This is a genomic window from Pseudomonas nitroreducens NBRC 12694 (genome assembly GCF_002091755.1).
GTDB lineage: Bacteria > Pseudomonadota > Gammaproteobacteria > Pseudomonadales > Pseudomonadaceae > Pseudomonas > Pseudomonas nitroreducens.
In genome coordinates, this window is record NZ_BDAI01000009.1 from 146,812 (window position 1) to 158,877 (window position 12,066).

The 12,066-nt window shown below is 65.4% G+C and carries 11 protein-coding genes; 5 read left to right on the plus strand and 6 right to left on the minus strand.

Going from position 1 to position 12,066, the window contains the following annotated elements; translation table 11 throughout:
• Positions 1 to 6 precede the first annotated feature (6 nt).
• From PNI01S_RS21135 to PNI01S_RS21160, 6 genes are all read right to left on the minus strand, one after another.
• A complete protein-coding gene (locus PNI01S_RS21135) occupies positions 7 to 1,647 on the minus strand; it encodes a GMC family oxidoreductase (protein WP_045217859.1) in 1,641 nt (546 codons plus the stop codon).
• A gap of 38 nt (positions 1,648 to 1,685) precedes the next feature.
• Positions 1,686 to 2,570, minus strand: a complete 885-nt coding sequence (locus PNI01S_RS21140) for a sugar phosphate isomerase/epimerase family protein (protein WP_084358961.1) — start codon at positions 2,568 to 2,570, stop codon at positions 1,686 to 1,688.
• A 30-nt stretch (positions 2,571 to 2,600) separates the two neighbouring features.
• Positions 2,601 to 4,223: an FAD-dependent oxidoreductase gene (locus tag PNI01S_RS21145; protein ID WP_084358962.1), complete on the minus strand. Its 1,623-nt coding sequence runs from the start codon at positions 4,221 to 4,223 to the stop codon at positions 2,601 to 2,603.
• Positions 4,224 to 4,241: 18 nt separating this feature from the next.
• Entirely contained in the window at positions 4,242 to 6,029 is a 1,788-nt protein-coding gene (locus PNI01S_RS21150; RefSeq protein ID WP_045217856.1) for a thiamine pyrophosphate-binding protein, read from the minus strand.
• Positions 6,030 to 6,060: 31 nt separating this feature from the next.
• Positions 6,061 to 6,726 carry a ThuA domain-containing protein gene (locus PNI01S_RS21155; protein WP_084358963.1) on the minus strand — a complete coding sequence of 222 codons (666 nt, stop codon included), beginning with the start codon at positions 6,724 to 6,726 and terminating at the stop codon, positions 6,061 to 6,063.
• Between the two features lie 122 nt (positions 6,727 to 6,848).
• Positions 6,849 to 7,085: a hypothetical protein gene (locus tag PNI01S_RS21160; RefSeq protein WP_045217854.1), complete on the minus strand. Its 237-nt coding sequence runs from the start codon at positions 7,083 to 7,085 to the stop codon at positions 6,849 to 6,851.
• Positions 7,086 to 7,509: 424 nt separating this feature from the next.
• Here PNI01S_RS21160 and PNI01S_RS28460 point away from each other — a divergent pair, with 424 nt between their 5' ends.
• The 5 genes from PNI01S_RS28460 to PNI01S_RS21180 all read left to right on the plus strand — a co-directional run bounded on the left by PNI01S_RS28460 (position 7,510) and on the right by PNI01S_RS21180 (position 12,025).
• Entirely contained in the window at positions 7,510 to 7,650 is a 141-nt protein-coding gene (locus PNI01S_RS28460; protein WP_159457349.1) for a hypothetical protein, read from the plus strand.
• A 136-nt stretch (positions 7,651 to 7,786) separates the two neighbouring features.
• Complete coding sequence (locus tag PNI01S_RS21165) at positions 7,787 to 9,079, plus strand: ABC transporter substrate-binding protein (protein WP_218191856.1); 1,293 nt, start codon at positions 7,787 to 7,789, stop codon at positions 9,077 to 9,079.
• A 5-nt stretch (positions 9,080 to 9,084) separates the two neighbouring features.
• Positions 9,085 to 10,053, plus strand: coding sequence for a carbohydrate ABC transporter permease (locus PNI01S_RS21170; RefSeq protein WP_045217901.1), 969 nt, complete (start codon positions 9,085 to 9,087; stop codon positions 10,051 to 10,053).
• On the plus strand, positions 10,043 to 10,918 hold the full coding sequence (locus tag PNI01S_RS21175) for a carbohydrate ABC transporter permease (RefSeq protein ID WP_045217853.1): 876 nt from the start codon (positions 10,043 to 10,045) through the stop codon (positions 10,916 to 10,918). Before PNI01S_RS21170 ends, PNI01S_RS21175 begins: the two co-directional genes overlap by 11 nt.
• Positions 10,919 to 10,924: 6 nt before the next feature.
• The gene (locus tag PNI01S_RS21180) at positions 10,925 to 12,025 is read left to right on the plus strand and encodes an ABC transporter ATP-binding protein (protein WP_084358964.1); all 1,101 of its coding nucleotides are present in this window, start codon (positions 10,925 to 10,927) and stop codon (positions 12,023 to 12,025) included.
• Positions 12,026 to 12,066 lie beyond the last annotated feature (41 nt).

Genomic DNA, 12,066 nt, shown 5'->3' on the forward strand with positions numbered 1-12,066 from the left:
GCTCGGTCAGGCCGATTCGGCAGGCAGGGTCTGGTGCAGGGCGCAGGTGTCAGTCTTGTGCGCCAGGCCTTTCTGGATCATGTCGGCGGCTTTCTCGCCAATCATGATGCACACCGCGTTCGGGTTGCCCGACACCAGCGTCGGCATGATCGAGGCATCGGCGACCCGCAGGCCCTCGACCCCGTGAACCCGCAGGTCAGGCCCCACGACCGAACCCGGATCGGTACCCATGCGGCAGGTACCCGCCGGGTGCAGCGCGGCATGGGCCTGCTCCAGGCAGAACTTGCGCATCTCCTCGCGGTTGCGCACCTCGTTGCCCGGCACGTGGCGTCGGGCAATGAAGGGTTTGAACGCCGCCTGGCGCATGATCTGCTCGCCGACCATACAGCCATCGGTGAGCGCCTCGATGTCGTACGGGTCGGAGAAATAGTTCGGCACGATGCGCGGCGGCAGGCTGGTGTCGGCCCCGCGCAGTTCGACGTAGCCACGCGAGCGCGGGCGAATCTGCCCCAGGTTGAGGGTGCAGCCGTTGCCGCCGGGCACCGAGTCGACGCCTTCCTCGATGCCCGCGCCGACCACCATGAAGTACTGCACGTCCGGGGTTTCCTGGGTGTTGTCGCCCCACCAGAAGGCGCCGCCCTCGATCAGGTTGGAGGCCGCCGGGCCGTTGCGGAACAGGGCGTACTGCAGGCCGGCCATGGCCTTCCAGAACGGCTTCTTGTACTTGTCGTAGCTGTGCGGGCCGGTGAGTTCGTAGACCAGCGAGATCTCGATGTGGTCCTGCAGGTTCTGGCCGACGCCGGGCAGGTCGCTGACGACCTCGATGCCGTGCTCGCGCAGGTGCTCGGCCGGGCCGATGCCGGAGAGCATGAGCAGGCGCGGCGAGCTGATGGCGCCGGCGCTGAGGATGATTTCCTTGTTGGCGAAGATCTGCTGGCGGTGGCCGTTCTCGATGAACTCGACGCCTTTGGCGCGGTTGCCCTGCATGAGGATGCGCTCGACGCGGCAGCCGGTGCGGACCGACAGGTTGGCGCGACGTTTCGCCGGGGCCAGGTAGGCGCTGGCGGCGCTGCTGCGCAAGCCGTTCTTCGCGGTGATCTGGTAGAGGCCGCAGCCAGCCGGATCGCCGCTGTTGAAATCGGCGTTGTAGGGCAGGCCGAACTCCTGGCAGGCCTTGAGCCAGACCTTGGTCAGCGGGTGGATGTAGGGCACGTCGGAGACCCCCAGCGGGCCGCCGGTGCCGTGCACCTGATTGCTGAAGCGCTCGTTGTCCTCGGCCTTGCGGAAGTACGGCAGCACGTCCTGATAGCCCCAGCCCGCGGCGCCCTGGGCAGCCCAGCCGTCATAGTCCTGGGGCACGCCGCGGATGTAGATCATCGCGTTCACCGAGCTGCCGCCACCGAGCACGCTGGCCTGGACCATGGTCGGTTTTTCCGTGCGCGCCTGGTCGTCACGGGGTTCCCACTCGTAGCGCTTGAGCAGCGGGCCCTGGGCGGTCTTGTAGTAGGCGCCGGGGATGTGGATGTAGGGGCTGCGGTCGCGCGGGCCTTCCTCGAACAGCACGACGGAGGCGGAAGGGTCCTCGCTCAGCCGCGAAGCGACGGTGCAGCCGGTGGAGCCGCCGCCGATAACGATGTAGTCAACCATGAAAGTTCTCTCAGCCTGGTGGCGGAATGGGGTGGGGATCATCGGCTCAGCAGGCGTTCGAGCAGCGCCTTGAGCTCGCTGGCCACCGCGTAGCTGTCCTGCTGCTGTTGCCTGCGGCAGAACAGCTCGCAGCTCCACCAGCCCTGGTAGCCGGTGGAGAGCACGGCGTCGGTCCAGGCCTGCAGGTCGAGCGTGCCCTGGCCGGTGGGGACGTCGCGCAGCACCACTTCGTCGGGAATGCCGCCGGCGAAGGCCAGCGAGTCGCAGACGTGCACGCCGTAGAGGTGGCGCTTGTCCATCTTCGCCACGTCATCCGGGGTGTCGCCGGAGGTGTGGCAGTGCCAGAAGTCGATGACCATCTTCAGGTTGTCGCGCTCGCTGCGATCGAGCAGTTCCACCTGGTGGTCGATGCCGCGCAGAGGGGTCCAGGACAACGCTTCCAGATACAGGGTCAGGCCGAAGCCCTGCGCCAGATCGGCCAGGCGCCGCAGGTTGTTGGCCGTCAGCAGCTTCTGTTCGCGCAGATCGGTGCCCAGCAGGCCGGCATAAAGCTGCGAATGGCCCTGGCGCTCGAAGTCGCGTACCGCCTCGACGTTGATCGGCCCGGTGAGCACCTGCACGCCCTTGGCGCCCGCCGCCTGGGCCAGGGTGAACAGCGCCTCGGCCTCGGCGAACAGCGCGTGCTCCTCGGCGCCCTGGCGTTCGATGTTCGCCAGGTAGCCGACGCCGGGAATATCCAGATCGCCCAGCAGGTGCTTCAGCTCGCCGTGGGTGAAGCCGGCGTCCAGGTAGCTGGCGATCTTCAGGCCCGATGCCTCCAGCGCCTGCAGGCCGAGACGGCGGGTGATGTCGACATCGGTGGCCAGGGTGCCGTGGCGCGAAACAGTCGAGTGCAGCGCCATCGTTTGCCCGGAAATGTTCATCGTGATTCCTCTTGTTCTCTTGAAGGACGATCACTGATCGTCGCTGGTTACCGGGTGCAGGAAGCCGTGCGCCACGCGTAGCGCGTTGGCCGCGATGGTGAGCGCGGGATTGACCGCAGCGGAGGAGGGGAACGAGGAGCTGTCGACGATCCACACATTGCCCAGGTCGTGCATGCGGCAATCGCGGTTCAGCACGCTGCGACTGCTATCTTCGCCCATCACCGCAGTGCCGCACTGGTGGGAGTTGGTGCCGATGCCCATGCGCTCGGTGAGCACCAGCGGGTAGCCCGCCGAGCGCATCAGCGCGGTGGTCTTTTCCACCAGCTGTTCGTGGGCCTGGAGGTTGTTGGGCGTCCAGAACACCTTGATCGCATCGCGCACGGTGTCGTACTCGACGCGGTTCTGCGTCGTGGGCAGGTCTTCCGATGTCAGGTAGAGGTCAACGCTGTGGTCGGTGAGGTAGCGCGACACTGTCTTCGGCACCCAGGGACGCATGCCGGAGATCATCGGCTCGCGGATCTTGCCGAGCATCTGCACGTTGCCCAGGGGGAACATGTTGTGGCGGGTCGGCAGGTACCAGTCATTCAACGCCAGGGTCTTCTGGAACATCACCTCGTTGCGCCGGCGCGGATCGACTGCCACCAGAAAGGTGCTGTTGTGCACCATGTAGTTGCGCCCGAGCTGCCCCGAGCTGTTGCCCAGCCCGGCAGGGTGTTGCTCGCTGGCGGAGCGCAGCAGCAGGGCCGCGGTGTTCACCGCGCCGCAGGCAAGCACGAAGCGCCCGGCCTGAATGCGTACCGGCTTGCCGTCGCGGGTGGCCGCGGCCTCGGTGACCTGGCTGCCATCCTCGCTGGTCAGCAGCCGCTCGACCTTGGTCCGGTTGAGCAGACGCATGTTGCCGCGCTGCAGAGCAGGGCGCAGGGCGGAAAGTTCGGCGTCGCCCTTGGCGTCCACCAGGCACGGGTAGCCGTCGCAGGTGGAGCAGAGCACGCAGGGGCGGTCCTCGCCGAAGTCGACCGCCGCCGGCATTGCGAAAGGCTGCAGGCCCTCGCGGCGCATGGCGGTTTCCAGCGCGCTCAGCGCCGGGTCGTGCTGCAGCGCCGGCCACGGGTAGGGTTGCGAGCGCCAGGGCTCGGTCGGGTCGGCGCCGGCGTTGCCGTGCACCTTGTATAGGGCCTCGGCTTCGCAGTAGTACGGCTCCATTTCCGCATAGCTCACCGGCCAGGCTGGCGACACGCCTTCGGCATGGCGGATTTCGCCGAAGTCGGCCTCGCGGAAGCGCGGCAGCATGGCGCCGTAGAATTTGGTATTGCCGCCGACGTAATAAAAGACGCCGGGGGCAAAGGGTTTGTTGTCGGCATCCAGCCATTGCTCGGCATTGCGGTAGCGACCTTCGCCGAACACCGCCTGGGCGCTCCAGTTGTGGATCTCGCGCGGCAGGAAGTCGCCACGCTCGATCACCACCACCGAGAGTCCCTGGTTGCGCAGCGCATAGGCGAAGGTGGAACCGCCCATGCCCGAACCGATGATCGCCACATCGCACGTCACCAGCCCGCTTTCATCAGGCTCGACCAGCGACAGGGTGCGCCGGCTGGCCGGCGCCCCCTGTTCCGGTCGCTGCGCTGAATGAGTCGAAAACAGCAGATCGCTCATCAGAGCCTTCCTCACCTCTTACAGGTGTTGTTCGGAGTTGCGCAGTTCCCAGTACTCATCCTGACGCTCGTCAGTGATGTACTCGGGGATCGGGAAGTCCCACCAGCCCGGTACCCAGGGCCCGGCCGCGTCGCGGTCGGTGGGTACTTCGATCAGCACCGGCTCGTTGCACTCCAGCGCCTGCTTGAGGATAGGTTCCAGGTCCTCGGGGCGTTCCACGCGCCAGGAGCGCAGGCCGAAGGATTCGCCCATGGCCTTGTAGTCCGGGGAGTAGGGCTCGCCGTCCGGGGTGTTGAACTCGGTGCCGATGTGGCGGCTGGTCTGCTTGCGCTGGCCACCGCGGATCGACATGTATCCGGCGTTGTTCTGGATGATGAACACCACGGGGATGCCGTTGGTCTTGCAGATGGCGATTTCCTGGTTGGTCATCAGGAAGTCGCCGTCGCCGAGGATGCACACCACCGGTTGGTCCGGCGCCGCGAGCTTGGCGCCGATGGCCGCCGGCACTGCCCAGCCCATGGACGAGAAACCGCCCGAGGTCAGGTGGGTGCGCGGCTGGTAGACCGGGAAGGTCTGCTTGACCGCGCCCTGGGTGTTGCCCGAGCCGACCACCACGATGGTGTCGCGCGGGAACACCTTGCGCAGGGCACCCAGCGGGCGTTGCGAGGTGAACGGGAAGCGGTCGGAGTCGCGGCGGGTGGCCAGCTTCTCTTCCCACTCGGTCTGGCGGGCTAGCAGGTCCTTCATGTAATCGCTGCGGTCCACGCTCTGGCCCTTGAGGGCGTCGGCCAGGTGCGCCAGCGCGTACTTGGCGTCGGAGACGATGCCCACGGTCACCGGGTAGTTCTTGCCGATCTCGTGCGGGTCGATGTCGATGTGGATCAACCGGCCCGGTGGGATCGAGAAGGTGACGCCCTTGGCGTAGCTGGAGGACGACCAGTCGGTGAAACGGCAGCCCACGGCGAGGATCACGTCGGCGCTGGAGGCCATCGCGTTGCCGCACAGGGTGCCGGTCTGGCCGACGCTGCCGGCGAACAACGGGTGGTCCTCGGGGAAGCCGCTCTTGCCGTTCCAGGTGGTCACCACCGGGATCTGCCACAGCTCGGCCAGGGCCAGGACTTCGTTCCAGGCCTCGCCGGTGATCACGCCGCCGCCGATCACCATGACCGGGCGTTTGGCCTCGCGCAGCACGTCGGCAGCCTTGGCCACCGCAGCCGGGTCGGGGAAGACCTTGCCGACCGGGGTGCGCTCCTCGATGGCGTGCAGGTTCACCTCGGCGGCTTCGGCCTGCACGTCCATCGGGATCTCGATGTGCACCGGGCCGGGGCGGCCGGTCATCATCGAACTCCAGGCGCGGTGCATGATGAAGGGCATCTCTTCAACGCGGGTGGCGACCCAGTGGCGCTTGGAGACAGCCTCGGCGATCTTCGGGAAGTCGTTGTCGGTGTAGCGCTCCAGTTCCTGCAGCAGACCATGGCCGCGCATGTGGGTGGGCGGGCCGCCGGTGATCAGCATCAGGCTGGTGGAGTCGGTGAACGCGGTGGCCATGCCGATCACGGTGTTGCTGGCGCCGGCGCCGATGGAGGTCACTGCGGCCATGGGCTTGCCGCTGACGCGGTAGTAACCGTCGGCCAGATGAACGGCGCTCTGTTCGTGGAAGACCTGGATGAACTTCAGCTTCGACTCTTCTTCGAGGAAGGCGTCGGTGAGGGTCCAGATGCCGTGGCCGGGAATCCCGGCGACGTACTCGACGCCGTAGTTCTTCAGGGTTTGGGCAACCACTTGGCTGCCGGTCAGTTTGGGCATGTCGATGCTCCTTCAGGTGGTCGGTGATGGCTCAGGCGGGCTTGCGTGCGGCCCAGCTCAGGCCCTGCTTGGTCAGGCGGCGGATGTTCGGGTCGGCGAGGTTGCTCGTGTCATGGCCGATGGAGTGGTAGAAGACGCGCCCCTCGCCCCAGTTGCGGACCCAGGCGACCGGGCTGCGGTGGCCCTTGAGCCAGGGCATCGGGTTGCCGTCGAAGGTGGTTTCCGCCAGCACGTGGAGGTTCGGGTCGACCTGCATGTAGTACTGCTCGGAACGCACCTCGAAGTCCTCCACGCCCTGGGTCACCTCGTGCTCGCGGTCGATGAAATTGACCATGTACGGATGTGGGTAGCCCTCGCCGGCGGGGTGTTCGAGGAACGAGCCACCGAGCACGAAGTGGTACTTCAGGCTGGCGCGGAAGGCCGCCCCGGCGCCGTGCCAGGCGGCCAGGCCGGTGCCGCTCTCGATGGCTTCGAGCAGGCGGTTTTCCTGGGCGGCGGTGAGGGTCTCGGTGGTCACCGCGTTGTTCCAGCCGATGACGATCAGGTCATAGCCGGTGAGGTCGCGGTCGAGGGTGAAGATGTCGGTCGATTCCTCGACCTGGAAGTCGAGCTCGGCGAACAGCTCGCGGGCCCAGGCGGCGATTTCGTAGGGGAAATGGCCGGGCCAGCCGCCATACAGGTAAAGGACACGGGTCACGGTTGGTTACCTCCGGTGTTGCTGTTTTGCGAGAGCCGGCGGCGAGCTCCGGGCAGGGGAGTGCCCGGAGCGCAGGCGGCATTGCGCTGGTTGGTTGTTCTCGTTGGTTTTCTTGAGTGGATTCAGGCGGCGCGGTGGCTGCCGCGGCCTGGGATCGAGGTGCTCTCCTGCGCCTTGGCTGCGCAGAGCGCGGCGTTCTGCGCCGGTGCGATCACCTCCGGGTAATCGGAGAGCGCAGCGGCATCGGGCAGGAAGACGAAGAAGTGACCCGCAAGGGCGTGCCGGGAGGCCGCGGGTTGCGAGCTGGACTGGCCGGCATGCGGGGTGGAGCCGCACGGGTCATGAAGGGAGCTGGCCATGGTTTCACCTCGATCTTGTTTTTGGCGTGGCGTAATCGGCTAGGGGTTATACGTATAACCTTAATTTCACATTACCACCAGCAGAAGTCTTGTCAATACCAGGCGTCGACCAAGGCGATGCCAAGCCTGGGGCGCGGCTTCCAGGCTGTATTCGGTGGCTGAAAGATGAGCCTTCGACTCGCTCGAAACGCATTTTGTCGCTTTTGGATATGTCGCCAGATCCGCCGATAATGCGGCTTGTAGGCGAAATCTGAGAGGCGGTGCCGATGCTCTACGGGAATTCTGACCATTTGGTCACTGCGCCGGTTTCCTAAAAACGACTCTGCTAAACAAGCCCATTGACAAGCCAGGCGGTGGTGATAGCTTCGAAAGAAACGAGTTATACGAATAACTCGATAACAAGACACGAGCGAGGTACCCACCCATGAACACGAATTCCGGCGCGCTGGCGGGCTCGATCATCGAGGGAGTGGCGTCCAGCGGCCTGCGGGCCGACCTCGCCACCGTGCGGGCCGGCGGCGTTGCGCCGGCCGTGTCCAGCCACGTCCTGCGGCTGCGGCTCTAGCCCACTTTCTTCGCATTCCAACACTGCCGGTCAGCCGGCCGAATCGACGCTCGACCGGGCCATCCAGGGCCCCGGCGAGCCCGTACCTGGTCGTTTCATCGCTTCATCCAAAACCTACAAGACAGGAGCAACACAGGTGAAAACACACAAGCCAGCGAAGGGGCATGGCCCCGTCAATCCAGGCAGGTTCTGCGCCTGCATCGCCTTGCTCGGCGCGGCGCTGGGCGCTTCTGCCGCGATGGCCGAACAGCGTCTGGAGGTACTGCACTCCTGGGTCTCCGACAGCGAGGTGAAGGCGGTCACCGTGATTAAGCAGAACCTTGCTGCCAAGGGCGTGACCTGGGTCGATTCGGCCGTCGGCGGCATGAGCGGCAGCAATGCCCAGCAGGCGCTGCGGGCGCGGGTGACCGCAGGTGATCCGCCGGCTGCCATGCAGTTCCTCGGGCACGAAGGGATGATCTGGGCCGAACAGGGCATGCTCGCCAGCCTTGATCAGGAGGCCAAGGCCAACCAGTGGGACGCCGCGGTACCCGATCCCCTCAAGCCGTTCCTCAAGCAGGGCGGCGAGTGGAAGGCGGTGCCGGTCAACACTCACCGGCAGAACTGGCTGTGGGCCAACGCCAAAGCCTTCGAGAAGGCCGGGGTGAAGCCGCCGCACACCTGGGACGAGCTGATCGGCATGGGCGACAAGCTGCGTGCGGCCGGCTACGTACCGCTGGCGATCAGCGATGAGCCCTGGCAGATCGGCATTGTCTTCGACGCGATCCTGATCGACCTCTACGGCGCCGACTTCTACAAGAAGACCGCCATCGACCTGGACAAGGACGCCCTCGGCAGCCCGCAGATGGTCAAGGTGTTCGACACCCTGCGCCAGGTGCGTGGCCTGGCCGACAACAACTTCCCCGGCCGCGACTGGGCGGTGGCCACCGGCATGGTGATCAACGGCAAGGCGGCCATGCAGTTCATGGGCGACTGGGCCAAGGGCGAGTTCCTCGCCAAGGGCATGAAGCCGGGTAGCGACTTCCTCTGCCTGGAGACCCCCGGCAAGGAGATTTCCTTCCAGTTCGTGATGGACACCTTCGGCATGTTCAAGGTCAAGGACCCGGCGGTGCAGAAGGCCCAGGTGCTGCTGGCCGACGTGACCATGGACAAGAAGACCCAGCATGACTTCAGCCTGATCAAGGGCTCGATCCCGGCGCGTACCGATGTCGATATCTCCGACTACGACAGCTGCGGCATCAAGGCTGCCGAGGACCGCGCCACGGCGCTCAAGTCCGGCGCACTGGTCGGCGCCATGACCCATGGTTTCGCCAGCCAGGCCGAATTCGCCAACGTGTTCCAGGATGTGGCGAGCAAGTTCTTCGTGACCGACATGAGTTCGCAGGATGCGGTGAACATGCTGGTCCAGGGCATCGATAACGCGCGGTGATCGTCATGCAAGATACTTCCCTGAAGTCGCCTCGCGCCCTGGTCGAAGTGGAAGCGGGAGTGGCCGAAGTCGGCCGCTCCACGCCACCTTCCGGCGCACGGCGCTGGCTGGCCCGGCACCTGCCGAAGCTGGTCCTGGCCCCCAGTACCTTCGTGGTGCTGATCGCGGTCTACGTCTTCATCGCCTGGACGGCGTGGATTTCCCTGTCCTCGTCCAAGGTGGTGCCCATTTACGACTTCGTCGGCCTGGAACAGTACGTGCGCCTCTGGGCAACTGAGCGCTGGCACACCGCGGTGGTCAACTTGTTCGTCTTCAGCAGCCTGTTCCTGATCGGCGCAGTGCTGATCGGCCTGCTGCTGGCGATTCTGCTGGACCAGCGGGTGAGGGCGGAGGGCGCATTGCGGGCGATCTATCTGTACCCGATGGCGCTGTCCTTCATCGTCACCGGCACCGCCTGGAAATGGATTCTCAATCCGGGGCTGGGCATCCAGAAGGTGGTCAACGACCTGGGTTGGGACAGCTTCGTCTTCAACTGGATCGTCGACCCCCGCTACGCCATCTACACGGTGGTGATTGCCGGTATCTGGCAGTCCTCGGGGTTCGCCATGGCGGTGTTCCTGGCGGGGTTGCGCGGCATCGACAACTCGATCATCAAGGCCGCGCAGATCGAGGGCGCGAGCCTGCCGCAGATCTACTGGCGGATCATCGTGCCGATGCTGCGTCCGGCCTTCCTCAGCGTCGTGGTGCTGCTCAGCCACATCGCGATCAAGAGCTTCGACCTGGTCCTGGCGCTGACCAACGCCGGCCCCGGCGGCTCTACCGAATTGCCGTCGACCTTCATGTTCGCCGCCAGTTTCCGCCGCAACCAGCTGGGCGTGGGCGCGGCGAGCGCAATGATGATGCTGATGACCGTCGCCGCGATCATCGTGCCTTACCTCTACTCGGAACTGCGAGGCCGCCGCGATGAGCACTGACCTGCAAGGCTTCTCCCGTTACCTGGGCGGGCGCCTGTTCATCTACCTGGCGCTGGTGCTGGTGGCGCTGGTCTACCTGATGCCGCTGTGGGTGATGCTCGTCACCTCGGTGAAGGACCTCGATGAGATCTACAACGGCTCCTTCATCGGCTTGCCGCAGCACATCACCTTCGAGGCCTGGGACAAGGCCTGGTCCAGCGCGTGTATCGGCACCGAGTGCGTCGGGCTGCGCGGCTACTTCCTCAACTCGATCCTCATGGTGGTGCCGGCGGTGGCGCTGTCGACACTAATCGGAGCGCTGAACGGCTACACCCTGACGAAGTGGGAATTCAAGGGCGCCAATGTGCTCTTCGGCCTGCTGCTGTTCGGCTGCTTCCTGCCGTTCCAGGCGGTGCTGCTGCCGATCGCCCAGTCGCTGGGCTATCTGGGGCTGGCCGGATCGATCAAGGGTCTGATCTTGGTCCACACGGTCTACGGCATCAGCTTCACCACGCTGTTCTTCCGCAACTACTTCATCGGCCTGCCGGGTGATCTGACGCGCGCCGCGCTGGTGGATGGGGCAGGGTTCTTCCGCATCTTCTGGAGCATCATGCTGCCGGCCTCGATCCCGATCATCGTGGTCTCCTGCATCTGGCAGTTCACCCAGATCTGGAACGACTTCCTCTTCGGCGTCTCCTTCACCTCCGGCTCCAACACACCGATCACGGTCGCGCTGAACAACATCGTCAACGTCACCGCCGGCCGCAAGCAGTACAACGTCGACATGGCTGCCGCCATGGTCGCCGGCATTCCAACTCTGGTCGTCTACATCCTGGCGGGTCGCTACTTCGTGCGTGGCCTGACCGCTGGCGCAGTCAAGGGGTAAAGAACTATGGCAACTCTTCAGATCGACGGCGTGAGCAAGAGCTACGGCGACCTCGATATTCTCAAGCGGGTGGATATTTCCATCGATCCGGGCGATTTCCTGGTGCTGCTCGGCCCCTCGGGCTGCGGCAAGTCCACACTGCTCAACCTGATCGCCGGGCTCGACGACATCAGCGCCGGGGAGATCCGCATCGCCGGCCAGCGGGTGAACGAGCTGTCGCCCAGGGATCGCGACATCGCCATGGTGTTCCAGTCCTATGCGCTGTACCCGACCATGAGCGTGCGCGAGAACATCGAGTTCGGCATGAAGATCCGCAAGGTCCCGGCGGCCGAGCGCGCCGAGGCAGTCAAGCGGGTCGCCGCGCTGCTGCAGATCGAGCCGCTGCTGGAGCGCAAGCCTTCGCAGCTCTCCGGCGGTCAGCGCCAGCGCGTAGCCATGGGCCGTGCCTTGGTGCGCAACCCCAAGTTGTTCCTGTTCGACGAGCCACTGTCCAACCTCGACGCGAAGCTGCGGGTCGACATGCGCACCGAGATCAAGAAGCTGCACCAGCGCCTGGGCACCACCATCGTCTACGTGACCCACGACCAGATCGAAGCCATGACCATGGCCACCAAGGTCGCGGTGATGAAGGACGGCTACGTGCAGCAACTGGCCGACCCGGAAACCATCTACGACACGCCGGCCTCTGTGTACGTGGCGCGCTTCGTCGGCTCGCCGGCGATGAACATCATCCCGGCCAGTTTCCGCCTGACCGACCGCGGCCCGCAGTTGCTGTTCCGCAAGCCGGACGGCAGCACGGTGAGCCTGGGTGACGTGCACATTTCGGACGAGACCGCACGGCAGTATTCCGGCCGCGATGTGCTGGTGGGCATCCGCCCGGAAACCTTCCGCAGCGTGACGGCCGGGCAGCCCGGCGCCTTCGACGTGGATGTCGAGGTGATCGAGCCGACCGGACCGGACACCCTGGCCTTCTTCACCCTCGGCGGCACCGAGGTGATCGCCCGCCTGGAGCCGCGCAGCGTGCAGTCCGGCCGTAGTGCCTGCCTGAGCGTGAACATGGAGAAGGTGGTGCTGTTCGACCGCGACAGCGAGAAGCGCATCCATTAACCCAGTAAGCAACACAGGGCCCGCCAGGGATGGCCGGCACC